The 25384-nt window shown below is 57.7% G+C and carries 20 protein-coding genes; 1 reads left to right on the forward strand and 19 read right to left on the reverse strand.

Annotation, left to right across the window (positions count from 1 at the left end):
- Window positions 1-10: 10 nt before the first annotated feature.
- From AC1DYO_RS03760 to AC1DYO_RS03785, 6 genes are all read right to left on the reverse strand, one after another.
- Window positions 11-1354: an aspartate aminotransferase family protein gene (locus AC1DYO_RS03760; RefSeq protein WP_477260425.1), complete on the reverse strand. Its 1344-nt coding sequence runs from the start codon at window positions 1352-1354 to the stop codon at window positions 11-13.
- Window positions 1355-1478: 124 nt separating this feature from the next.
- On the reverse strand, window positions 1479-3149 hold the full coding sequence (locus tag AC1DYO_RS03765) for a hydantoinase B/oxoprolinase family protein (RefSeq protein ID WP_477260427.1): 1671 nt from the start codon (window positions 3147-3149) through the stop codon (window positions 1479-1481).
- 30 nt (window positions 3150-3179) lie between these two features.
- Window positions 3180-5204, reverse strand: a complete 2025-nt coding sequence (locus tag AC1DYO_RS03770) for a hydantoinase/oxoprolinase family protein (protein ID WP_477260429.1) — start codon at window positions 5202-5204, stop codon at window positions 3180-3182.
- Between the two features lie 383 nt (window positions 5205-5587).
- Window positions 5588-6472, reverse strand: coding sequence for a beta-keto acid cleavage family enzyme (locus AC1DYO_RS03775; RefSeq protein WP_477260431.1), 885 nt, complete (start codon window positions 6470-6472; stop codon window positions 5588-5590).
- Window positions 6473-6754: 282 nt separating this feature from the next.
- Window positions 6755-7477, reverse strand: a complete 723-nt coding sequence (locus tag AC1DYO_RS03780) for an ABC transporter ATP-binding protein (protein WP_477260435.1) — start codon at window positions 7475-7477, stop codon at window positions 6755-6757.
- Window positions 7478-7488: 11 nt separating this feature from the next.
- Window positions 7489-7695 (reverse strand): hypothetical protein, encoded by a 207-nt coding sequence (locus AC1DYO_RS03785; RefSeq protein WP_477260438.1) that lies wholly within the window; start codon window positions 7693-7695, stop codon window positions 7489-7491.
- Between the two features lie 145 nt (window positions 7696-7840).
- Between AC1DYO_RS03785 and AC1DYO_RS03790 the strand changes: the two genes are divergently transcribed.
- A complete protein-coding gene (locus AC1DYO_RS03790; protein ID WP_477260440.1) occupies window positions 7841-8632 on the forward strand; it encodes an IclR family transcriptional regulator in 792 nt (263 codons plus the stop codon).
- Between the two features lie 64 nt (window positions 8633-8696).
- On the opposite strand, the gene AC1DYO_RS03795 is transcribed toward AC1DYO_RS03790, so the two are convergent.
- The 13 genes from AC1DYO_RS03795 to AC1DYO_RS03855 all read right to left on the reverse strand — a co-directional run bounded on the left by AC1DYO_RS03795 (window position 8697) and on the right by AC1DYO_RS03855 (window position 25290).
- Window positions 8697-10142 (reverse strand): FAD-binding oxidoreductase, encoded by a 1446-nt coding sequence (locus AC1DYO_RS03795; protein ID WP_477260442.1) that lies wholly within the window; start codon window positions 10140-10142, stop codon window positions 8697-8699.
- Window positions 10139-11395, reverse strand: a complete 1257-nt coding sequence (locus tag AC1DYO_RS03800; RefSeq protein WP_477260444.1) for a pyridoxal phosphate-dependent decarboxylase family protein — start codon at window positions 11393-11395, stop codon at window positions 10139-10141. Before AC1DYO_RS03800 ends, AC1DYO_RS03795 begins: the two co-directional genes overlap by 4 nt.
- A 111-nt stretch (window positions 11396-11506) precedes the next feature.
- The gene (locus AC1DYO_RS03805; RefSeq protein WP_477260445.1) at window positions 11507-12610 is read right to left on the reverse strand and encodes a branched-chain amino acid ABC transporter permease; all 1104 of its coding nucleotides are present in this window, start codon (window positions 12608-12610) and stop codon (window positions 11507-11509) included.
- Window positions 12610-13524 carry a branched-chain amino acid ABC transporter permease gene (locus AC1DYO_RS03810; protein WP_477260447.1) on the reverse strand — a complete coding sequence of 305 codons (915 nt, stop codon included), beginning with the start codon at window positions 13522-13524 and terminating at the stop codon, window positions 12610-12612. The genes AC1DYO_RS03805 and AC1DYO_RS03810 overlap by 1 nt, the downstream gene beginning before the upstream one ends.
- Before the next feature lie 8 nt (window positions 13525-13532).
- Window positions 13533-14285: an ABC transporter ATP-binding protein gene (locus AC1DYO_RS03815; RefSeq protein WP_477260455.1), complete on the reverse strand. Its 753-nt coding sequence runs from the start codon at window positions 14283-14285 to the stop codon at window positions 13533-13535.
- A 109-nt stretch (window positions 14286-14394) separates the two neighbouring features.
- Window positions 14395-15594 (reverse strand): ABC transporter substrate-binding protein, encoded by a 1200-nt coding sequence (locus tag AC1DYO_RS03820; RefSeq protein WP_477260457.1) that lies wholly within the window; start codon window positions 15592-15594, stop codon window positions 14395-14397.
- A gap of 278 nt (window positions 15595-15872) precedes the next feature.
- On the reverse strand, window positions 15873-16892 hold the full coding sequence (locus AC1DYO_RS03825) for an aldo/keto reductase (RefSeq protein ID WP_477260545.1): 1020 nt from the start codon (window positions 16890-16892) through the stop codon (window positions 15873-15875).
- Window positions 16893-17073: 181 nt separating this feature from the next.
- On the reverse strand, window positions 17074-18552 hold the full coding sequence (locus tag AC1DYO_RS03830) for an NAD-dependent succinate-semialdehyde dehydrogenase (RefSeq protein ID WP_477260459.1): 1479 nt from the start codon (window positions 18550-18552) through the stop codon (window positions 17074-17076).
- 63 nt (window positions 18553-18615) lie between these two features.
- A complete protein-coding gene (locus tag AC1DYO_RS03835; protein WP_477260461.1) occupies window positions 18616-19986 on the reverse strand; it encodes an MmgE/PrpD family protein in 1371 nt (456 codons plus the stop codon).
- A 372-nt stretch (window positions 19987-20358) separates the two neighbouring features.
- Window positions 20359-21198 carry an SDR family NAD(P)-dependent oxidoreductase gene (locus tag AC1DYO_RS03840; RefSeq protein ID WP_477260463.1) on the reverse strand — a complete coding sequence of 280 codons (840 nt, stop codon included), beginning with the start codon at window positions 21196-21198 and terminating at the stop codon, window positions 20359-20361.
- Window positions 21167-22309, reverse strand: a complete 1143-nt coding sequence (locus tag AC1DYO_RS03845; protein WP_477260465.1) for an ABC transporter ATP-binding protein — start codon at window positions 22307-22309, stop codon at window positions 21167-21169. The genes AC1DYO_RS03840 and AC1DYO_RS03845 overlap by 32 nt, the downstream gene beginning before the upstream one ends.
- Before the next feature lie 47 nt (window positions 22310-22356).
- On the reverse strand, window positions 22357-24126 hold the full coding sequence (locus AC1DYO_RS03850) for an ABC transporter permease subunit (protein WP_477260467.1): 1770 nt from the start codon (window positions 24124-24126) through the stop codon (window positions 22357-22359).
- Window positions 24127-24138: 12 nt separating this feature from the next.
- Window positions 24139-25290, reverse strand: a complete 1152-nt coding sequence (locus tag AC1DYO_RS03855; RefSeq protein WP_477260469.1) for an ABC transporter substrate-binding protein — start codon at window positions 25288-25290, stop codon at window positions 24139-24141.
- Window positions 25291-25384: the final 94 nt, after the last annotated feature.

A 25384-nucleotide genomic window follows, 5' to 3' on the forward strand; every position in this document is an offset into this window, starting at 1 on the left:
TCACTCCTCCCTATGCGATCTGGTCGTTTTCATCAGCCACATCAGCAATCAGGTCTCCGAACTCCGAAACGAACGCCGCGACCACCTCCATTGCTTGTTTGCGATGCACATTGGTCATTGGAAGCGATTGGTAGAAGTCTCCGCGGCCGGCGATGGCCACGCCATTGAGCAGACCATAAATGTGAAACAGCTGGCCTACCTGGCGACTGAGAGAGGTGACCTGTTCAGCCCTTTGCAGCTCTTTCCGGCCAAGGTGCATCGTAAACAGGGATCCATGGCCACAAAACTGTAGCGGTATCCCGCGGCTATCCACCTGGGCCTGTAGCCCTTGGCGCAATGCTTCACTTTCCTGGTGGAAGGAGTCTGCACGCTCTGGCGTAAAGACTTTCGTCAATCCGACAAGGCCGGCCGCCATCGTGCAAACATTGTTGTTGAAAGTACCGGCATGGCGCAGGGCGTCGGCCCTATAAGGATTGTAGGCCTCCATGATGTCGGCACGCCCGCCGAATATGCCAGTTGGCAGCCCTCCGCCAATGTACTTCCCAAGCGTCGTCAAGTCTGGCCGGACCGCCACCTGTCCTTGCATGCCGCCCGCACCGCAGCGTGACGTCTTGACCTCGTCAAAGATCAGCAGGGAGCCGGCGGCCTCCGTCTCGCTGCGCAATAGCTGAAGGAATTCGCGCCGGCCGGGGATGTTGCCGGCAGCGCCAAGTATCGGCTCGACGATCACGGCCGCCAGTTCCTTCGCGTTTTGCCGTATCAGGAGGGATGCTGCTTCGGAATCGTTATACGGCGCAACGACAAAATCAAAGGGCAAGTTGATAGGGCTTCCACCATTGGCGAAGACGAGAACCCCGCCATGATAAGCGCCATCAAAGACCATCACTTTGCGTCTTTGTGTGAAATGTCGCGCAGTGACGATGGCAAGGATGTTTGCTTCAGTTCCAGAATTGCAGAAGCGCAGGAGCTCCAGGCTTGCAAATCGTTCCTTTATCGCCTGTGCGAGCTTAACTTCATATCCGTTGGGTGCGGCCAGGACGATGCCGCCATTCAATGCCTCGACAATTGCCTCGCGGATCAACGGATCCGAGTGTCCATACAGTCCAGCGGAGAATTCGCCCACAAAATCAATGTATGCGTGCCCGTCGATATCTGTAACTTCGGCCCCTTGGCCGGTGACCATCGTTAGAGGAAATGGCTCATAGAAAAGCACAGAACGCGTATTGCCGCCTGGAAGGACGCTCTGCGCCGCCAGCGCTGCGCTTCTGCTACGAGGGTTCCTTGCCGCAAAGTCGCGCCGTAGGCGCTGGATGGCCTCTTGAAGTTGTCCTTTGGGACTATCGTTGGAACGCATGTGGGTCTCGTTAAAACAGTGATCGAACGCTCCGCTAAGGCGTCACGTTTGCATTAGCAACAGCAGACAGCGCCGTTGACCGGGGGCACCTGGCTAGCCGACAGAAGAACGGGCACCTGCCAGCCTAGTAGCCATTTCGTTTGTCCCGCTCGAGTCGAACTGGATCCCGATCGGAGGGGTTTCCGTAGCCTCCTCCACCGGGAGTGTTCACGTCGATCCAGTCTCCAGGTCGCAATACGTAACCCTCGCCCTTGGAAAGATGCTCAGGGACTTCGATCGTTCCACCGCGCGAGATGACGATCTTGTTAGGAGCACCTGCCTGTCCCCCAAGGGTGCCTGGGGGACCTTGTCTTCCATGGTCCATGAGGAATGATGCGGTGCCGGTCCCGCGCAGCAGCTTCATACGGTAGCTTACACCAAGGCCGCCTCTGTATTTTCCTTGGCCAGCCGATCCTTCGCGAAGCGAATAGTGTTCGAAAAGAACCGGATGTCGAAGCTCGAGCACCTCAACCGGCTGGCTCTTCGAAATGCCGATCGTGGCGCATCCATTGCTTATGCCGTCGCCGGCCCACCATCCTCCGTAGCCGCCACCAGAGAAATTATACATCACGTACTGTTCCCCAGTGTCTGGATCGATGCCGCCGAGGCTGAGATTGCCGCTCGTTCCAGCAGGTGCCGCAAAGATCTTGTCAGGGATAGCGGGAGCAAGTGCGAGCAGTATCGTTTCGATGATGCGCTGGGAAACCTCGGCGGCTGATCCGGCGGTCGGCCTGGGATATTCCGCATAGAGGAACGTTCCGTGTGGCTCACTGACCCTGATTGGGCGAAAGCATCCCGCATTCATTGGCACATCCGGAAAGATGTGTTTCAGCGCGATGTAGACAGCGCTGAGCGTCGTCGCCCACACCGTGTTCATCGGCCCCTCACAAGGCTGGCTTGAACCCTCAAAATCGACATGAATGTCAGAGCCAGCGACCTTAACGCTTGCGCGAATTTCGAGTGGCTCGTTAACGACCCCGTCGCTATCTACAAATGCTACGCCTGCGTATGTTCCGTCGGGAATGGTTTCAATATGCGACCGCATGAGCCGTTCCGAGCGGAGCTCAAGCTCGGCGATCGCGCTGTCGACAGTTTCCTCGCCATATCGGTCGAGCAAGGCAGTCAGGCGCCTCGCACCCGCTCCGAGCGCCGCAATCTGGGCCTTTACGTCGCCAAGCGACTCCGAGGGAACGCGAATGTTGGCAAGGATGAACTGGAGAATGTCGTTTTCTATCGCGCCTTTCTTCACAAGCTTCACCGGCGGGATGCGCAGTCCTTCCTGGTGGATTTCAGTCGATCTGGTCGTGAACCCTCCCGGGACAACGCCACCGGTATCTCGCCAATGTCCAACATTGGACAGGTAAGCCCACAAACGTCCCTTGTAAAAAAATGGACGCACCATCCGCACATCCATGAGATGTGAACCGCCTAAATATGGATCGTTCACAACGACGATGTCTCCGTCTTCGAGATCATCTCGCATTTTGATCACAGCGTTCGTTGTGACTGCCAGTTGGCCGAGAAAGATCGGAAGCCCAAGTTCGCCCTGGGCTATCATCCGCCCGTCCTGACGGTGATAGATGCCGTTGGCTCGGTCGTAAGCTTCGGAGATAATGGGTGAAAATGACGTCTTCTCATGGACGAGGTCCATTTCCGTGCAGACCTGCTGAAGCCCCTTCTCGACAACTGTAAGCGTAACCGGATCGACATTGACCGGCCCGGAGGAGTTCATTTGACGGAGGGCTGCTTCAGACATCTCATTTTCCTCAAGCGGAGTGGCTTTGGCTTACACGTAGACGAGAATGTTGCCGATACTGTCGACGTGGCCGGTAGACCCGGGGTTCAGGACGAGTGTGCTGTCTGGCTGCTCTACGATCGCAGGACCTTCGATGACGGCGCCTTCAGGCAGCTTATCCCGGACATAGGTCGGAGTTTTCAGCCACATTCCATCGAAATACACATCCCGCGAACCGGTCACCGCGTCTTTGACCGTCCCGGGCTGCGGCTTGAAGATTTGCAAATCGATAGGCTCGCGAACGCCCGTAATCGATGTGCGCACATTCACCAGCATGGGGCGCATTTCTGGAAGGGACAGGTCATAGCGGGCCTTGTACTTGGCCACGAAGGTTTCGTGCAAAGCCTCCCGGTCGAAGCTGGATCCCGGCATCGTGACACGCAGCGCATGCGATTGGCCACGGAAAAGCAAGTCGAACTCGTGCACGATTTCGACCCGGGTGACGCTCACCTTCTCTTGCGCCAGCAAATCCCGGCCGGCCTGCTCCTGGGCATGCAGGATTCGTTCAATCGTAGCGGGGTCGATGTCGGAAAGCACTTCGTTGACGGTCTGGACAAAGTCGTGACGAACGTCAGCGAGAACGCATCCCAGGGCAGAATTCAGGCCAGGATAGCGCGGCACCAGAACGCGAGGAATGTTTAATTCGCGCGCGATTGCGACGGCATGCAAGGGCCCAGCGCCACCAAATGGCATCAACGCGAAATCCCTGGGATCATGCCCCTTCTCGATCAATACCAGTCGGATCGCCCCCGCGAGCTCGGCGTTGGCTACTTCAAGGACCGCCGCAGCTGCCTCATATCCATCAAATCCAAGTGATCGGCCGATTCTTTCTTCAAGGATCGAGGCAATCCGGTCGAGCGGAGCATTCTTTGACGAGCCGGTAATTGCGTGAGGATTGAGCCGTCCAAGCAGGAAATTGGCGTCGGTGATAGTTGGCTCGGTGCCACCGCGCCCAAAACCGATTGGCCCGGGGAAGGAAGCCGCGCTTTCCGGCCCCACACGTATCATGCCCGCTTTGTCCAGGCGGGCGATGCTTCCGCCGCCAGCCCCAACGGTATGGATGTCAATCATGGGAATACGAATTGGCACGGAGTATGCGAGATCCTTCTCCGCGGAGACTATCGGTTCCCCATTTGCAACGATCGCGACGTCGAAACTTGTGCCACCCATGTCGCCGGTGATGAGATTATCGATGGAAGCGTGCCTTGCGATGGCAGCAGCAGCCAGAACACCGGCGGCGGGTCCCGACATGACCGTCTGTACGGCGTGGCGACTGACTAGCGAGGACGCCATCATGCCGCCATTGGCCTGCATGACGAGCAACTCCTTCTTGAATCCCCGCTGTTTCAACTGGGCCGCGACGTCGCCAATATAACGGCTCACCACCGGGCCAATTGATGCATGTATCGCCGCCGTGCTTGCGCGCTCGAATTCCCGCATCTCGCGCATGACTTCGTGACTGGCAACAACATACTCATTCGGCCACATCCCACGCAAGATTTCGGCCGCGCGAGCTTCGTGTTGTTCGTTGACATAAGAGTGCAGGAACATCACGACGACGGCTTCAGCGCCCATCTCCAGCAAGCGGCTGGCGGTGGCGCGAACCGCTTCTTCGTCCAACGCAGTGATGACGTTGCCTTTTGCATCCATCCGCTCAGCGACCTCCAGACGCAGATCGCGTTCTATGAGCGGCTCGAATGTACCTGAAAGGCCATAGGCGTTCGGCCTGGTCCTTCGGCCGATCTCCAGAACGTCGCGGAAACCCTGAGTCGTAATCAACCCGCACCGAGCGCCCTTTCGCTCAAGAACCGCGTTAGTGCCCGCGGTAGTCCCATGAATAAGCCAATCGATTGCTTCGGGCCGCACATCGAGCCCTTCCAGCCCCGCCAGGAAGCCCCGCGAGCGATCGTCGACTGTGGTCGGCACTTTGGCTGTGCGAAAGGTCGAGGTCTTGGAGTCTATCAGGAAGAAATCCGTGAACGTGCCGCCGACGTCCACACCAACGCTTATGCTCATGACAGCTCACCTAGCAGGAACTTTTTTCCGAAAAATAGAACTTAGTTCTAATAAATGATATGAAATCAGAACTGTGGGAATTTGTCAATGAGAGGTTTCAAGCCGGGCCTGTTTCGACTCAGTCGTGGCAGAATTTGAAGTCTTCGGTGGAAATTGCGCCGCTGCCTGCAAGAACAGGCGGGGTGGCTGGGGAATGGCTAGTTTGCGCAGTGGCCAAAAGCCGAGTATTGAGACACAAAGCGCTGCCGGTGCGAACTGCCTGTCGAAACGGCTATATCGAAGGACCCGATGTCCTAACCACTTGGCTTGCCCTCCAAGGCATGAACAGCAATCCTCATCAAGAATTCGACACCGTCGATGTCGACAGGTCTCGAGCTTGGCCGTTAGTCGTTCCGTTTCACGCCGAGCTGGCTTCTTGCTTCTGCGGGGGTGGCGAGTTCTCCGCCTAAAATCCTGATTATTGTGGCGGCCTTCTCGACCAGCTGTGTATTGGATGTCGCTTCGATACCCTTCTCCAGGTAGAAGTTATCTTCCAGGCCGACCCTCACATGACCGCCCATGAGATGTGCTTGCGCAACCATCGAGAATTCATGTCGGCCGACCCCGAAAGCCGACCATTGCACACCATGCGGCATAGCTCCGAGGAAGTATGAGAGCATCTGGGCTGTGGCCGGCGCGCCCCATGGTATGCCCATTGCGAATTGAAAGAAGGCGTCCTCGGGCACCACTTTGTCGGCTATCATCTTCAATGCCAGCGCGAGATGGCCGGGTTCGAAGATCTCAAGCTCCGGTTTGACGCCGGCATCCCGAATTCCCGCCGCAATTATCTCGATCTGGCTCGGCGTATTGATGAGCGCACCACGACCGAAATTCAGGGAGCCCATATCCAGGCTACAGATTTCTGGCTTCAAGGCCACTACGTGACGAACCCGTTCGACAGGGGGCCGAACATTCGACCCATCGTCAAAGCCGTTTCTCTCATCGAGCTTTGGGACAAATCGCCCGCCAGGACCTGTGGTGAGGTTGATGACCAAGTCGGTATCGGATTCTCGAATTCGTTCCACCACCTCCCGATAAAGATCTTGCTCCATGCTCGCCTTGCCAGTTTCAGGATCGCGCACATGTATGTGAGCGATCGCGGCTCCGGCCTTGGCTGCCTCAATGGCGGCATCTGCAATCTGCTTGGGCGTGATTGGCACCTGCGGGTATCTACCGGCAACGTCGTCGCCACCCGTCACCGCACACGTCAAGATCACAGATTTGGCCAAGACACTAACTCTTTCATATCGCCGGTAAGTACCGAAAAACAGAACTAGGATCCGTTTTACAGTACCATTTCACGAGCTTGACCAGCTGTCAATCGATGACCCGCCGTGCGGGCCTGCCAGTCCAATTGAACGCCTTTGGAATTAGATGTGGCAGCTATTAAAACGTTGGAAAAAGCGGGCGACGAAGCGTTTGACGCCCGCCCGAGACATAGTCGCGAGTATAACGAGTTGGCGACCTAGCCGATCATATAGCTCGCACGAAGGCGCTCGCGTGGGTCCGCCTTATGCCGCGGCTTCGTCGGTAAAGCCGAAATATGCTGCCTCAACAGCTTCACCGTCGGACAACTTGTCAGGCGTCCCCTCAAGAACGACGTGCCCGTTGCGGAAAACGTAGATACGGGAAGCCAATTCCATGATGCGGCCCGTTGACTGTTCAACGATGAGCAGCGTTAGGCCGTTGGAATTGAGCTTGCGCAGGCTCTCATAAACCTGGTCGATAACCAATGGCGCCAAGCCCAGCGAAGGCTCATCGATCATCAGCAGCGCGGGCCGCTGCAGGATTGCTCGAGCGATGGCAAGCTGTTGCTGCTCACCACCAGATAGATGACCCGCTATTCCCTTGAACCGGTCACGCAGAACCGGAAAAGCATCCAGCACCTGTTCAAGATCTAGATCTCGAGCATTCGATTTTCTTCGGATCATTGCGCCAACCGCAAGGTTCTCCTCAACTGTGAGAGTCTTGAAGATGTGTCGGCCTTCGGGGATCAATGCCATGCCGGCTCGACATAGCTGTTCGGGGGCCTTCCCGTTGATCAGCGCATTTTGAAAAATGATTTCCCCCGACGTTGGAGACATGAGGCCGGCAATCGTTTTCAACAATGTGGATTTGCCCGCGCCGTTCGGGCCGACAACGAATACAACCTCGCCCTGCTGGACTGAAAGGTCGATCCCCTTCAAGGCTGCAAGGCGGCCGTACCCGGCGAAGACCTGCCTAATATCCAGCATATACAATCTCCCTAAATCAAACCACGCTTGGCTTCTGCAGCCCGCGGTCGCGGCGGCTTTGGCTGTTTGGTCAGGCACATCATAGCGCTCGCCGTTCTGTTCGGCAGCATACCGCCCGAAAGTATCTCGTCCCGAAAAGCGGTACTTAGTTCTTGTTTTTCAAAATTGTCACGACCCGGTGAATTTGTCAAATCGTTGGCCAACAAGCGGTAATCCATCAGCTTGCCTCGGACCTATGCGTCGTGGACCACGGCATATCCGGCTATCAGGTTGTGCCCGCCAGCCAAGAAAGCTATATCTTGAAAAATACCGAGTTGTTGAACGACGTCCCGATTTTCGGACGTCAGTAGGAAACTGACCAAGATGCAAGATGAAACTGACTCAGCTGCGGGCCCGCTGGAACGGTACGTCTCGCTACTGGAGTTGATTGCAGCCTTTCCGGGCGAGCTCACACTAACGGGAATCGCGCAAGCCCTGCAGTTGCCTAAATCGACGGCGCACCGGCTTCTAAGGGTGCTGGCCCGATCGGGGCTCGTAGAAGGAGGAGATAACAAGGAACGAACCTTGTCTTTGGGCAAGCGCCTTACTCGCTTGTTGCACGCTGCGGGCCAATCCGACTGGATCGAAGCCGCAGTCCTTCCAACATTGATTCAGGCTACCTCGAGGCTTCCAGACGGCTCGTTCTATCTAGCAAGATTGGCAGGCCATCGCATGTTTGTGGTGGCTTCGGCAGCCGGTGATCCTCGTTGGCGAAGCTATGTCATTCCTGGCCAGGAACTTCCAGCACACGCTGCAGCCAGCGCCAAGATTATCCTTGCATATCAAGATCCCGCGCTGATTGATGCTGCGCTATCCCAGCCGCTTGAAGCATTCACCCGAAACACCGGCACTGACCCGGAAGCGGTCAAGCAAGAACTCGTGGAAGCAAAGAGCCTTGGATATTCAAAGTGCATCGAATGCATCCATGAGGGCATGTCTGCCGTCGCGGTTCCCATAAAGATACCTGTGGATGGAGTCATTTATTCGGTGGGCGTCACGGGGCCCATCACGAGAAGGATCCATGAAGAATTGGAAACGATTCTTGGCATTCTGAATGACATGGCAAATTCGCTTGTCCCCCTCTTGTCTCTCAGGGCGACTTCGAAACAAAAGTGACTTTGGCAATATCGGACCAAACCCTATGGATGCCGCCCGTTTCGATGGCGTTCAGCCTCCCGGTTCATCCGCTTCTTTTGCCTCCATTCGCCAACAGCTTTCCGGGGTTGAAGATGCAAGCTGGATCGAGCGCGGCGCGAATGGCACGCATTAGAGACAAGGACAGTCCATCCTTGTAGCGGGGAAGAAGCCCGACTTTTGACAGACCTATCCCATGCTCGGCGCTGATCGAGCCGCCGAGCTTGATTGCAAGATCGTAAACGACGGCGCTGATGGCCTCGCTTGCTTCCTCAGGCGCCAGAACGTTGAAATGGATATTGCCATCGCCGACATGACCGAACGCAAGTGTTCTCGAACCGCAGGCCACGGCCAAGACCATTGCCGGGGCTTCGGCCAGGAAATCAGGTATGCGTGAAACTGGCACCGATATATCGTGTTTTACACTCGGGCCATTTCGCCGCTCAGCTTCGCTGATCTCTTCGCGAATGCGCCAGAGCATGGCGCGCTGATTTTCGTTTTGAGCAAGGGTGGCGTCGGTAACAAGGCCCAGTTCAAAAGCTGTTGCCAAACTTTCTTCGACCATTGTCCCGATCGCCAAACCTTTCATCGGTGTCGAAATTTCAGCAAGGACATACCATGGCGACGACGAGTTCAGCGGGCTTGGCGTGGCCGGGTTTGATTCCAAGACAAGGTCCACACACGCGCGTTCGATCAACTCGAACGCGCAAAGACAGTCTCCCAGCTCAGATTGAAGGTGACGCAGCAGTTGGATTGCAGCATGCGGGCTTGGCACGGCCAAGAAGCCTGTGGTCTGCGCTTGCGAGAGCGGGTACAGCCTGAAGGCTGCGGCCGTGATGATGCCAAGTGTCCCTTCCGCACCGATGAAGAGTTGTTTGAGATCGTAGCCCGTATTGTCTTTTCGCAGTCGCTTCAGGCCGTTCCAGATCGAGCCGTCGGCCAATACGACCTCCAGGCCCAGCACGAGGTCGCGCGTATTGCCGTAACGCAGGACATTGATGCCCCCGGCGTTGGTCGATACGACCCCACCAATTTGCGCGCTGCCTTCCGCGGCAAGACTGATCGGAAAAAGCCGCCCGGCATCGCGCGCCGCTTGCTGTGCGTTCTTGAGGATGACACCAGCTTCAACGACGAGGACGTTGTCCAGCGCGTCGACATCAAGGACGCGGTTCAATCGTCGCAAGGACAACACAACCTCAAATGCCGCACGTTCAGAGCTCGGTACGGCACCTCCGACCAATCCGGTGTTGCCCCCCTGAGGCACGATCCTGCCGCCGTGACTTGCGACCAGACGGACCGCGGCCGACACGCCTTGCACACTGCAGGGCTCAACGACGCACACAGCCGCTCCGCGATAGCGCCCGCGCCAGTCGGCAACATACGGGGCCATATCATCAGCGCCAGACTTGACCGCGTTTTGTCCAAGTGCGGCACGGAGCTCCCCTAAGAGGGGATGCTCTGCTGGATCTGCCGGGTCCTTGGCGGTGTTCAATAGCTGTGCTCATCGTAAGCGACGGGTGCACCCGCATTACGGCGTACGTGATCAATGGCTTCCCGGACGGCGGACAGGTACTGTGGGACAGTGGCCAAATGAGCCGGGTTGACCCCCTGCTGGATGGCCTTGGGATCGCGCATGCGACCACGCAACCAGCCGCGCTCCTCCAGACGATCGGCGACGGCGTAGATGTCAAGCCCCCGATCAAGCGATACAAACGAGATCAGATTGCTCTCTCCGTTGGGCGACAAGCATTCGACGTCGGGAATACTGTTCAGTCCAGCGATGAGCTGCGCCGTAGCCTCCATGGTGAGTTTCGCCGCCCTTAGATAGCCTTCCATGCCGAGGTAGTGCATCACGGCCCATGCCGATGCTATGGCACCGCCTGCCCTGGTCCCGAGAAATGTGGGTGTGGAATAGGTCCCCCGCGGCCATCCGCTGAAAGAAAATGCTTCATAATCCTGATCTTCGGCTGACCTGTACAAAACCAGGCTGGCACCCTTGGCCGCATAGCCGAATTTATGGAGGTCGGCAGAGAGGCTCGACACGCCGGGTACCCTGAAGTCCCACGCAGGTATCGGATAGCCGAGCCGCTCGGCAAATGGCGACAGAAAGCCTCCCCAGCAACCGTCGACGTGAAGCCGAAGACCTGATTGCTGTGCGAGCTTCCCTATCTCGCCGATCGGATCAAAGGTACCAAAGGGATAGTTGGGCGCCGACGCGAACAGCATGATGGTTCGGTCGTCGATGGCCCCCCGCATCAACGAGGGATCCGCCCTGAACTCCTTGCTGTGCGGCGTGCGGATGACGTCAATGCCAAGAAGCTCACCCGCCTTGTTGAGACAAGGATGAGCAGTCACACATGCCACTATGTTGTAGCGTCCTTGCGGCTCGCCTCGCTTATGCCGTGCGAGATCGCGGGCGGTCTTTACCGCCATGAAAACGCTTTCGGTCCCACCTGACGTGAACGACGCTCCAGCACCTTGGGGCGCATTAAACAGCGACTTTGCCATCGACTTGATATCGTTGGTCATCACTTCGAGGCTTTTGAAGGCGCGCCCAGCTCCAAGGCCATTTTCGGCGATATACACGCCATAGGCTTCGCGCTGGACGTCCAGGGCTTCGTCATCAAGGAAATAAGTATAGGATGGCACGCGGCCGGCCCGCCAATCGAAGTCAAGCGACTTCATTTGCTTGAGTTCCTGCATCACCACGTCTCTGGCGACACCCTTTTCGGGAATGGTTTTCAATTGCGCCTCCTTGTAACGAGTTTGCTGCACCTGCCCAGGGCAGATGAACGGTTTGCCAAATGCCGAAGGCATCGAGCTGATGTGAACGCTTGGCCCTTGTTGGGGCGCGACTTAGCTTCGCTTGACTGTAGGCTCGTCCAGCGAGACGAACCCGCTTCGTTGGGGCCGTTGGTTACCGATACTGCTCTCGCCCTGGGGAATGGCTCGGTCAGGCAGTGTGCGCCACTGGAATTCACGCCCTCCCATGATCCCGTCCTTGCGGAAGATGAGGATGAGCAGCATGATCCCGGCCAGGATCAGTTCCTGGGTTCCAGGCGGCAATGAGAGCTGCATTGATCCAACCGAGAGGCCGGCCTCGGCGCGACGCAGGATATCTATGACGAGGCTGATAACGGTGACGCCAACGACTGCTCCAGCCAGGCTGCGCATTCCGCCGACAACCAACATGGCCACGATCAGGAAGGTCAGACCGAGGTAAAAAGAGGTGATCGAAACCGTCCCCATGAAATGGGCCAGCAAAACGCCGCCCATGCCGGCGACGAGACCAGAGACCGTAAAGGCAAAAAGCCGTGTCCAATAAAGTGAGATGCCGCATGCGGCCGCCGCCACCTCGTCCTCGCGAGTAGCCCGAAGCGCTAGACCCCAGCGCGACACCTGGAACAGATAGGCAATAACGATCGCCGCGATAGCGCAGCCGAGGACAATCCAAGGCTTAGCATAGATCGGCAAGCCGACGATCGTCGACGTCCCCATGGTGACGCTTTCCCAATTGGAATAAACGACATTCAAAATAAACAAGAGAGCCAGCGAGGAGATCGACGCCCCAAGAGCGGACAGCCGCATCAGGATTAGACCCGACAGGAAAGCCACGAGGCCGGCGAGCGCAACCGAGGTCATGGCCGCCGGAAGCAGTGGGAAGGTATTGTCGCGCAGGAAGGCCGGCAGTCCCGACATGGTAATCGGCTTCAACATCTGACAGCAGGTTTGCCAAGCAGTGGCATAGGCGGCGATGGCCGCGAATGCCATGTGACCGAAAGAAACCACTCCGGAATTGCCGACAAAGATGTAAAGTCCGACCGCGAACACAAGACGGATCAGAGCCTCTGTAACAAGACGCTGCACGCCAGCGGACGCGAACTGGCCGGACAAAAACACGAGCAGCAGCAGTGGAACTGAAAGAGCAAGGACCGGAAACCAGAAGCGGAGGTGTCTCATCACACTCTTTCCTTCGCCGCGCTCGTCACGATAAGGCCTTGGGGCCGGACAAGCAGTATGAGGATCACCAATCCGAAGACGCCCGCATCCCGGAATGCGCGCAAGTCAACCGGCAGGTAAGTCTGCAGCAGGACACTGACGATCCCGACGATGAAACCCCCAAGGACGGCGCCAGGTAGCGATCCCATGCCTCCGATGACGGTGGCAAAAAACCCGTAAACCACGGGCATCATGCCCATCCTGATATCCAGCGTTCCGGTCTGGATCACAAAAAGGAGCGAGATTGCGCCGCCCAACAATCCGCTGATCGAGAAAGCTATGGCAATGACGCGATTGGCCGGAACGCCCAGAAGTCTGGCCATCTGAAAGTCCTCGGCTGCGGCGCGCAATTGGATGCCAATCGGGGTCCGCTTGAGGAAAAACACCAGCGCTAGCAGCAGCGTGATCGCTACGCCCATCGTAAGAAGCTGAACGCCCGGAATCCGAATTCCAGCAAACTCCACCGCCCTTGTCAGACTCCCACCGATGCTGACCGCCTTCGGGCGGCCACCGTGGAGCAACATGACGAGGCTTTGGAGGAAGTAGCTCACCGCAAAGGAAGCGATCAGAAGGGTCGTCGGATTGGAGTTGCGCAATGGTCGAAATGCGATGCGCTCCGTGAGCAGCGCCAATAGGGTCACCGTGATCACCACCGCTGCAATCATCAGTCCGGTTGGCAGCGCGCCGAACAGCAGCGACGGTGTAATGGAGGCGGTCGGCACGACCAGCGAATAGGCACCTATGGTGACATAATCGGCCTGCGCAAAATTGATAAGGCGCATCACGCCGAAGACGAGTCCGATGGACAGCGCCACAAGCGCATAGAGGCTGCCCAGCGCTACGGCATCGATCAGGACTTGAAAGAAGTTAGCCATTGCAAACCTTATATCACCGCGTTGGCTCTGGCCTTGTCACCTAGATAGGCTCGGAGCACGGCGGGGTCCTTCTTGACGTGTTCAGGGGTACCTTCAGCAAGGCTCTTGCCACCATCAAGCACATGAATTCGTTCGCAAACGCCCATGATGACCTGCATGTTGTGCTCAATCAGCATGACACCGCAGCCAAATCGCCTTGGTATGTTGACAATAATCTCCATGAGCTGCTCGCACTCACGGTCATTCATGCCGGAGGCCGGCTCATCGAGCAGCGCGAAAGAAGGCTGAAGCGCAAGCGCCCGGGCGATGCTTATGCGTCGTTCGTCACTGTAGGGCAGCGATTCGCAACGGCGATCATAGCCGTTGCGGTAGCTGATCCAGTCGAGTATGTCCCGGGCCTGCTCGGTGGCCGCCGCTTTTGACAGGCCTATGCCAAGACCCGCCACTGTGAGATTTTCTCCCACCGTCATGTCCCTAAACAGGCGAGCAGATTGAAAACTGCGACCAATTCCCGCCTGCGCAATCTTTCGCGGGCTCAGTGTCGAGACATCGACTCCATCCAAGCTCACCCGGCCTTGGTTGGGCCGCTGGAATCCGCTCAGCACATTGACCATTGTGGTCTTGCCGGCCCCGTTAGGCCCGATCAAACCCAAGATGGCGCCGCGCGAAAGCGTCAGATTGACACCGTTCAGCGCTCGCAAACCGCCAAAGACGACATGTATGTCCTTGGCCTCGAGAGTTTGGTGGGGAAGCTTTTCCATTGTGATGTCCGTTTCGTCGGATCCCTGAGGGCAGCGCTCTTTTGCTGCCCTCAAAGACTGCCGCCTGCGATTTGGCTTCCGCAAGCGAATTCAGCAGGTCGGACAGAAACTACTGGCCGACCCTGAACAGCAGCTTCATGTCCGGAACAAACTCGTTCCGGAACATTTCCAGCGCGTGGAAGGAGCCGTTTTCGACCTTCATCATAAGTTGCGGACGATCGACCTGAATGTGGAGCTGGTCGGTATAGGAGGTAAGGCCAGCCGTGAACGGCTGGTCGTGATAGTGGTTCATGACATTGACGACAGCCTGGGAATCCGTGGTCTTGGCTTCCTCGACCGCATGCGCCCACTGTTCGATCGAGCTATAGCCAAGGACGGCGAAGGACGAGGTCAGATCCTCATTCCAACGCGCCTTGTATGCCTTCAGGAACTCGTTGATTTCGGGTCGCGGGTCATCGCCATAAAGTGACATGATCGCGGGGATGTAGAAGTCCTTGAGGTCAGGCACAGCACCGAGCCAGTAGTTGTCGGTCATGCCTGTGACGGACAGGATCGGTGCGTCGATCCCGGCCGCCCGAATCTGGCGGACGGCTGAGCCGCCGCCCGGTGTATAGGTGCACAGAAAGATCGCATCGGGGGGCGTTGCCAAGCCCTTTATGCGCGTGATCTGGGACGCGATGGAGGGATCATCGTTCTTGAAGCTGTCGGTGCCAGCGACAGTTCCGCCTTCGGCACTCCAGGCAGCATTGAAGCCCGCGCAAGCTGACTTGCTGTATTCGATTGAGACATCTTCAAGAACATAGGCCGACTTGAGCCCCATCTTCCTATGGCCATATTCCGCCATGACGATGCCCTGCGTCTGGGCGGAGGTATGCGCGGTAAACACAAGCGGCCCGACACCCTGCACACCCATCTTGGGGTCGCCGGCGCCGGGTGAAATGGCAATCAGGCCAGCCGTTTGGGCTGCCAGCGCGGCCGGCGAACCATAGTCATAGTCAGTCGGCACGATCATCATGTCGGCGCCCCAATCCACCAGTGCATTACCTGCCGTGGCGGCCAACGTCTGATCGGTCTTGGTGTCTATGACTTTGTATTCGATCTGCCGCCCAAGCAGGCCACCGGCCTTGTTGATCTCTTCAATCTTGAGGACCGCTGCCTTGAACGGTCCCACGTCGTAGTTGGCCATCCAACCCGACTGCGCGATTGCAAATCCGATCTTGATAGGCGCGGCATCGTCTGCAAGGGCGCTCGAGCTCATCAAGGCTGCCGCAAGTGCCGCCAGCGCGGTTCGAAACAAATTCCCCTTCATGTCTTCCTCCCAGTTCGCCTTATTTTTCCGAAAACCAGAACTAAGTTCTAGTCTTTGGTATTTGAGCACAAGCCGATATGGTTGTCAAACGGTTCCCCAACGGCGTTTAGGCCTGCCCAGCAAAAGGCGGAGGAAAGAGATATCGTCCGGCGAGCGGACAAGCAGCGGAGTGCTGAAGCGCCAGCTATTGGCGCGGTCGCTAGATGATGATGAGATCCGTGCTCACATCTCCTGGCAGGTTGATCAAGGAACGCGCCCAGGCAGCGAGGCGCACGGCGTTAGTAGTTGGCATGCAGTGCCCAGTCAGCGTGACTTAGACGATCCGCTGCATGTTTCCGCTGGTGCCAATACGGGTAGTAGAAGGGAAGACGACTGACGTCATTGAGACGTGCGAGCTCTTCGCCGGTCAGGCGAACATCCACCGCTGCCATATTGTCTTGAAAGTGCTGTTCCGTTAGCCCCCCAACCACCACGGAACTCACGCCAGGGCGACCAAGGACCCAGGCAAGTGCGACGTGCGCCATGGACAGGCCACGCTCACTAGCGATGCCGCCGATCACATCGACGATCTTCCAGAGGCGATCTTCATCGCGTATGGGCAAACCACTCCATTCGGCATCTCGAGCAAGAGTTCCCGGTGGATTTTCGCGGCTGAACAAGCCGGACAATAACCCTGATGAGAGCGGGCTCCACACCATGATCCCAACACCTTGGTCGACCGAGATCGGCAAGAGTTCGTATTCAGCCTCCCGAGCTTCTAGTGAGTAATGAATCTGCTGGGTAGCGAATCTTGGGTAATTCCGTAGCTCGGCCACATGAAGTGTTTTCATGATATGCCAACCCGAATAATTCGAGCAGCCGACGTAGCGAACCTTGCCTTGACGCACGAGCGCATCCAAGGCCTCGAGCATTTCATCTATCGGTGTGAGCCCATCCCACTCGTGCATCAGATAGATATCAATGCGGTCTGTGCGCAGTCGCTTCAGGCTTCGCTCACACTCGCGGATGAGATGGTATCGTGAAGCACCTTCGTCATTGGGGCCGTCTCCGACCCGCAGTCGCGCTTTCGATGAGACCAGGACCGATTCCCTTCGATCCTGCAGGACCTCGCCAAGGATCTCTTCCGACCTGCCTTCCCAATACATGTTTGCGGTGTCGAAGACATTGATACCTCCGGCTAGGCACACATCGACAAGGCGTCTTGCTTCTGTCGCGCTGTGCACGCCTCCAAAGGACAGTGTGCCCATGGCAAGGCTTGAGACTTTCAGTCCAGAACGTCCGAGTGTCCTGTACTCCACCATCTTCTCCTGAATCGATAAGTTCAGGGTTTCCGCCATGCAGGCACACCCAAATGGGTCCGCTTCGCAACCGTGACCGGGAGCCGTACACTGCATCCCTTAGGGCTTTTGATAGCAGCGGCGTTGCTTCCTTTCGCCAAGCGGTTTGATCGAGCTTGGTGCTCCGTCTTTTTGCGGAGACCTATACGTCGCCAATGCAAACGTATTTGAGATTGAGGAATTCGCTAATGCCGTACTTTGATCCCTCGCGACCAAGTCCGGACTGCTTAACCCCGCCAAACGGTGCCAGCTCATTCGAGACGATACCTGTATTTACGCCGACGATCCCGCATTGGAGCGCTTCGGCAACACGCCAGATCCGCCCGATGTCGCGAGAAAAGAAGTAAGATGCGAGACCGTACTCGGTATCGTTGGCCATGGCGATGACGTCGGCCTCGTCTTTGAAGGTGATGACCGGGGCCAGCGGCCCAAAAGTCTCTTCCTTCGTAACGAGCATCGAACCATTGACGTCCGCGAGCACAGTCGGCTCGTAGAACGTGCCTCCCAGAAGAGAACGCTTCCCGCCGCGGATAAGGCGCGCACCTTTCTCGAGGGCGTCGGAAACATGTTGTTCGACCTTGATGACGGCATTCTCGTCAATCAGAGGTCCCTGAGTTACACCGCTGGCGGTGCCTCGGCCGAGGCAAAGGCCACCGACAGCCTCGCGCATCTTTTCGATAAAGGTTTCGGCGACGCTCTCCTGCACGAAAATCCGGTTGGCGCAGACGCAGGTCTGGCCGCTATTGCGAAACTTCGAGTCCATTACCCCACTGACGGCCCGGTCGAGATTGGCGTCCTCGAAGACGATGAAGGGCGAGTTTCCGCCGAGTTCCAGCGAGAGCCGCTTGATGCTGTTGCCGGCACGCGACATCAGCCAGCGCCCCACCGCCGTCGAGCCTGTGAAGGTGATCTTTGCGACCTTGGGATTATCGCAAAACTCTTCTCCTATCGGCCGTGCGTTGCCGGTGATGACCGAAAAAGCCCCCTTCGGCACCCCCGCCTCCTCGGCGAGCACCGCAAGCGCAATAGCCGAAAACGGCGTCTGGGCTGCCGGCTTGAGGATGATCGTGCAGCCAGCAGCCAGCGCCGGGCCAGCCTTGCGCGTAATCATGCCATTCGGAAAGTTCCATGGGGTGATGGCCGCGCAGACGCCGACCGGCTGCTTCAACACCACGATGCGTTGGTTGGCTGAAGAGCCTGGCAAGACGTCGCCTTCTATGCGCTTTGCCTCTTCTGAAAACCATTCGAGATATCCAGCATTTCCCAGGACCTCACCTTTGGCTTCGGCAATGGGCTTGCCTTGCTCGGCCGTCAGAATTTTCGCCAGGTCGTCGGCATTGGCGACAACAAGATCAAACCATCTTCTGAGAATGCGAGAACGCTCCTTTGCGGTGCGAGCAGCCCACTCCTTCTGAACCTCGAACGCCTTGTCAATCGCCGCACGAGCGTGAGTACGGTCCAGATCGGGGACATAGCCCAGCACGCTACCGTCAAATGGATCGGTTACGGCAATGCCCTGCCCGTTTGCCGACAGCCATTCTCCGGCGATATAGGCAGCTTCTCGTAGGAGACCCGGCCTGATCAAATTCAATTGGTTGGTTATCTCGACTCGGTTCAGCATCGATTCCGCACCTGCCTTCGCGTCACGCCAGATTCCATTGGCTCAAAGCCCATGCAGTTCGGCTCAGGGCGGGTGCGCCCGCTGCGGGAAAGTCAGAAGCGACGCCAGCTTGGAAACGTCCTTCACCTCGTCGAGGCCTATCGTCAACGACTCGATCTCCCTGATCTCGCGATCGGAGAAGACTTCCGCAAAATCCATACACTTCCCGAATTTGGCCAGCACTTCGCTCGCGCCGAAGCGACTATTTTCCGGCTCACCGGGAGAGTCGTGGCAAAGCTTCGAGTATACCGTGCCATTCTTCATGGTGACGGTGATCGGACTATCGAACGCTTCGACCCCGCCCTTCGGCCAGTCTTCGTGAACTGTCACGCTGACTTTCTTGCGCGCCTCACGCCATTTGGAGTCGACGGCCTTCTCATCGGAGAAGCTGCTGAGAAATACAATTTCATCGAAGAAACAAGCGACAGTACAATGAGGCAGACTGAAACGCGCCTGCTCGGCACTTATCGGCTGGTTGTACTTGAGGATCTGAGCGTGCGTGACATTGATGCCATGATCGACATTTGCCACATCGTCCCAGGAGATTTTGTGTTCCCGGATTAACTCAAGGAGACCGTCCATGTTTCGATGCTTGAAGAAGCAACAAGGATATTTCTTGATGCCAACGGCATAGATTCGATACCCATCTCCAAGTTTGAGGTCGAATGTTGGGGTGTCGGCCCACAGATGACCGAAGCCGTGCGAGCCCTCCAGAATATCTGGTTGTCCGGTATAGCCCATCGATGCGAGTTCAGCTGCGCAGATGCCGTTTCGACCGGCAAAGCCAGCCTCCACAATGTGGGCGCCGCTCCCGGTCTGTTTGAGGATCCCCGCTGACTGAGAAGCCGCAAGGCTGATCGCATTGGTTGTCTGTTCGACATCAAGCCCCATCAGCTTGCAAGCCGCGACGGCGTTTCCAATCGTTCCGAGTGCCGCCCAACTGGCCCACCCCTTTTTCATGCCCCGATCAAAGGCCAGCCCGAGGCGGGCAGCGACCTCGTAGCCCAGGATCAATGCCTCGAGCAGCTGGGCGCCCGACAAGCCGAGCTTTTCTGACAAAGCAAGCACGGGCGGCCAATGTCCGCAGGAATACATCGTCTCGGGAAAGCTGTCGTCTTCGAGTTCAGTTGCGTGAGCAGCGTTGGCATTGGCAAGCGTTGCGTATTCAACCGGTGCTCGAATTCCGGTTCCAAAGATGCCCGCGTCGGCCACACCGCCTTTCGCTTGCACATATCGGATCACGGTTTGCCCGACCTTCATTCGTGTTCCTGCCACGTTCATCCCGACGTGGCTGAGCCCCAGGAGCTTGGCGTAGTCGACAACTTCAGCCGGAACATCCTTCAACCCGGTGGCTACGACGAACTCCGCAATTTCCCGTGTGGTTCGAGCTCCCATTACCGTCCTCCTCAAGTCCTTGGCGCGTCTAACCGAGTTCTGGTCAATAATTCCGAAATTCGGAATTGAGATCCATTTTTTCAAACCTAAACACAGACCTGGTGCGGTGTCAAACCATATTGAGAACGCATCTTGGCCCCCACCGAGCGGTCGACGGAGCCGTCATCATCGGTTCAACTAGACTTCTCCCTTCCGACAGCACGCCTCATGAGCCTAGGCTCGCGGGCGAGCCGGTAAACGAATAGACATGGTCGCGACGACTGATTAGCGAGCGCGATCGGAATATGGACGCGGAGCGCTCACCAAGCCGCCGATGCCCTAGAAAAGGAAAAGGTCGCTGCGCACATCGAGCTGACTTTGTCTTGTGCGTTCTCAGATTGCCAGCTCGCCGCCATCGATCCGGAATGTCGCTCCTGTAACGAAGGCTGCCTCGTTCGAAGCGAGGTACGTGAACAACCCTGCCACTTCCGCAGGAATGCCCATCCGATGCAGGGGTACCGCATTCTTGAGGAAGTCGGCTCGAACGTCGCTGGCCTTGCGACCCAGACGCTTGCTCACGACCTCAAGGTCGGAGGCATTCATCTCGGTGTCAATCTGGCCCGGCGCAACCGCGTTGGCGGTGATCCCATAGTCTGCGAGTTCAACGCTAAGCGCTCGCATCAACGCCATGACAGCACCCTTGCTGGCTGCGTATGCAGTCGAAGGGGTGTGGGCTTCGCCGCGCAAGCCGGAAATCGAAGCAGTCGCCAGAAGTCGCCCGCCCTTGCCAAATTCGATCATCGCCCGGGCCGCGGCCTGTAGCGTCATCATGACACCGATCAGATTGACGTCGATGACGCGCATCCAAGACGCGCGACTGCCCGCCACGAATTCCTCGATCTGGCCAACGCCGGCGTTCGCGACACAGATGTCCATACCCCCGAACTGCCTCGCCAGTTCGATCGCGCGCGCCAGGTCGTCGTTGCTGGTCACGTCGCCCTGCACCCAACTGAGTTGGGGGTCTTGCAATGATTGATCGATAACGCGATCGAGTGCCACCACCTTCGCGCCTTCGCGCAAAAACCGCTCGACCGTCGCGCGTCCAATCCCGTTGCCTGCACCGGTCACGAGAGCAACTTTGTCACCCAGAATTCCCATTTCTTCCTCTTGGTATGTGCCGAACATTGCCCCGGCTGGTTTATTAAATGCTGTCTGATGGATCGAATGGCTCACTTCCTGGCGCCAGCTCCTGATCTTCGTCCGTCACGAACAAAACATCCTCGGGGCGCCAGCTCATGAAGATTCGAGCGCCGACGGGCTGGGGTACAAACGTGTGAGCTCCAGTCGAAACCTGGACATTCAATCCTTGTCGCGTCAGGACATGGATGTCGTATTGCGAGCCGGTGAAGACACAGCGTTGTATGATGCCCGCCAATTGATTCACCGCCGTCAGAGGCTCTTGCGTCGAGATCTCGACGCGTCCGCGCGGAAGAACCGCTGCCATGCGAGGGCAGCCCGTAAGCCATGAGGGCGCCGGTCCTTCAAGGGCAACGTCTTGAGCCTCCAGGTGCAGCGTGTTCCCGGAGCGCCGCACTTTGCCCTCGACAACCGTACCGACGTTAATGAACTTTGCGACGTGCGCGGTCCTGGGGCTCCGGTAAAGTGCTTCTGGGGTGTCGATCTGCACGATCCGCCCACGGTCCATGATCGCGATACGGTCAGCGATAGCGCACGCCTCCTCCTGATCATGCGTGACATGAATGAAGGTCGTGGCGGTTTCCTGCTTCAGCGTGACCAATTCGTCCTGCATTTGCCGGCGCAGCTTCAGGTCGAGTGCGCCTAGCGGCTCGTCCAGGAGCAGGACGGACGGACGGGTGGCCAAGGCACGCGCCAATGCCGCCCGCTGCTGCTGACCGCCAGACAACTCTGCGATCTTGCGCCTTTCCATGCCGTGGAGGCCGACGAGATCCAGCACTTCGCTGGCGCGACGGTCCCGCTCCTTCCGGCTCTGGCCGGCCATCTTCAGGCCAAATGCGACATTGGCTCCCAGGCGCATATGCGGAAAGAGCGCGTAACTCTGGAACACTGTATTCGTCGGGCGCTGGTAGGGCGCCTTGCGGGTGACATCCTGACCGTCGATTAGGATCGAACCCTGGTCGGGCTCGACGAATCCGCCAATGATACGCAGGATCGTCGTCTTGCCGCATCCACTCGGACCGAGCAGGGCGAAGAGCTCTCCCCGCTCGACTTCAAATGAAACGCCCGTCCCGTCGTCGCCCAGCGCAGGACCTTGCTGCCCTGGATATCGCTTGGCCAAATCCGAACATTGCAAGGCACGAGACATGAAGCGGTTCCTCTTTGCTTGAAGCAATCCGGACAAGCCGCAAGCGGCTAGGCCGCGTGCTCGAGGGAAAACGGGCCTGCCGCACTGGTATTGCCTTTGCGTTGGCCGATGTTCGACACGAACGCGCCAAGGACGAGCAGGATGAAGGAGACAGTCAGCAGCATTACAGAAACAGCGACGATCGCGGGGGTTACGCTGAAGCGAAGCTGTCCGAAGATGTACAGAGGCAACGTGCTGTCGGCCCCGGTAACGAGAGCGGTCAGGATGAATTCGTCTATCGACAGAGCGAAGGTAATAAGGGCGGCCGCCACAATCCCTGGGAGGGCCTGCGGTACCGACACCAAAAGGAATGCCTTGGCTGGCGTCGCCCCCAGATCCATCGCAGCCAGCTCGAAGTTCGGGTCCAACCCTTCCAGCCGGATCAGGACGAGCAGCGTGACAATTGGCAGGCTAAGGACTGTGTGGCCAGCGATGATGGTCCACAGTCCGCGTTCCACTCCCAAGGCGTTGAGGCCGATGATGATCGCCAGGCCGAGCAGCATCGGCGGCAGGAATATTGGAATTGAGACAATGGCCATGCTGACCTGACGCCACCGTCCCGGGCTACGAGCAAGTTGGACGGCCGCCACCGTTCCGAGCACAAGGCTGATCGCGACCGCGGTGACAGCGACGATCAGGCTGTTTTGCATGCTCTCGATCATCAAAGGATCCTGGAACACGGCTGCGAACCATCGGGTGGTAAACCCAACGAAGGGAAAGCCGATGCTGGGACTGTCATTGAACGCAAAAATGAAAAGCAGCACGATCGGCGCGTAGAGAAAGCCCAGGAACAGCAGTGAATAGGCCCGCAACAGAGGTGCGCGCGTCGGCGTGAACGCACGCGAAAAGGTCCCGACCTGCGCCGCTCCGCCGGTCGCCCATCGAAGCACCAGCAGCAGGCCGAACACGACGACCATCAGGATCAGGGCGAGCGCTGACCCAAGTCCCCATTGCACTGATGAGCCAAACTGGAGCTGGATGATATTGGAGTAGAGGTAACCATCCGTGCCTCCGATCAACTGCGGCGTGACATAGTCGCCCAGGATAATGATCGCGCCAAACACGAAACCGCCCAAAATCCCGGTCCGGGCAATTGGCAGCGTGACATGCAGCAGCCCTTGCCAAGGCTTGGCGCCAAGATCCGCTGCGGCCTCGAGAACAGTCGGATTGGACCGTTCAAGGGCGATAAACGTGGTAAGAAAGGCAAGCGGAAAAAGCAGGTAGACAAAGGTAATTATGATCCCTGGCTTGTTAAGCCCAAGGATCCATAGCGGTTGGTTTATCAGCCCAATCTGAATAAGGCCCTGATTGATCAGCCCAGTATCGCCCAGAAGATTCATCCAGGCGAAAACCCTGATGAGGTAGCTTGTGAAAAACTGCAAAACAGCAAACAGCACCCATGCCAACCGCTGGTTTGGCGGCACCTTGGTTGCCACGAAGTAGGCGAAGGGGAATGTTACGCAAACCGTTATCGCTGAGGCCAGCCCTGCAAAGAACAGGCTAAGCAGCAACACGCGCCAATAGACTGCCGCCCCGAAGAACCGAGCGTAGTTGCTTAGCGTCCACTCCGGCACGATCTGTTGATCGATCGTCGGCCAAAGCGAGTAAACCGCCAGGACCGCCATCGGCACAAAGACACCGATGACGATGACGGCGACCGCAGGGAGACTTAGAAGCGGACTTTCCAATCCGCGCCGCAACCGCTTGCGCGGTCGCGGCGCCTCGCGGACCTTGTCCGATCCCGCTGCGGCAAGGTTCGCCGGGATGTCGTGGGGCATTGCGAACACTCGTTAGCCCCCAACGACCTCAACGTATGCCTGTGTCCATTCAGCAGGGTTGTCGGGTGGTCCCTGGAACAGCAATTTCTTCGTGGCATCGGGTTTGTCCGCGCCGCGGTCGAGAAGTTGCTGGGCGCCGTCGCCACCTTTCGCCAGCGTTCGTTCGGTCGCAGTCTTGCTGCACTGGGGAAATCCATATGTTGCGTAGAGGTAGGTCTGGATTTCAGCGCTGTTCCATACTTCAATGAATTTCAGCGCCCCCTTTCGGTTCTTGGATCCCTTGACCAGCATGGGTCCGTCGATCCAGCCGAGACTGCCTTCAGCAGGGATCACTGCCTTGACGACTTCCTTGCCAGCAGCGCGGTTAAGGCGTGCTGCCAAGGCGAGGCTGGATGTCTCACCAATCCACGCTTTGCCGGTACGCAGGGCGTCCATCAGGATTTCATCGCTTGGGGCTATTTGGAATGGCTTCAGTTTGGCGAGGTGCTCCGCCGCCGCCTGGAGTTTGTCACCCGTCATCGAGTAGATTTCATTGCGCGGAAAGCCGAGGCTCAGACCACTGAGAGCAAGAAAATCCTCAGGCCCGTCCCTCATGATCACCTTGCCTTGCGGCAGCTTGGGATCCCAAAGCGCGCTCCAGGAGTACGGTTCTGACGGCTTGAACTGTTCGATATTCCAGATGAGGCCTTCCGTGTCCCACATGTTCGGGAACAACATCAGCTTGTTCGGCTCCACCACATAGGGGAACGATGTGTCCTCACGAAAGACCGGCCACAGCTGGTCCCAGCCAGGGATTTCCTGAATGTTCAAGGCCTCGATCAGGCCGGCTTTGTAGTATGTGGGCGCGAAGCCGCAGTTGGCGAAGACAATGTCGTAAGACCCGGCTCCGCCTGCCTTCACTTTGGTGAACATGTCCTGGTCGGTCGCGGCTGGCACGCCGCGCACGTTCAGGCCAGCTTTCTTCATGATGGCAACGATTTCCGGGGTCAAGTAGCTTGTCCAACCGAGGACGACCACGTCGTCTTCAGAGGCACTAGCGGACAGGCTGCCGAGCGCTCCGATGCCGAAAGCAATACCAGCTGTGCCAGCCAGAAAACCGCGACGTGTCAAATCCGGTTGCGCGATGTTGGCGATAGCGTGCCCATTGGAGGACTGCGGTTTCATGGCTTCCCCTTGATCTTTTTTGTTGGTTTCCGATTACCCGCCCAAAGCTCCCATCAGCCGTGGAACGTTCCACGACTATTCCGCCCACCGTTTG

This window comes from Mesorhizobium sp. P2_F5, from assembly GCF_056403715.1.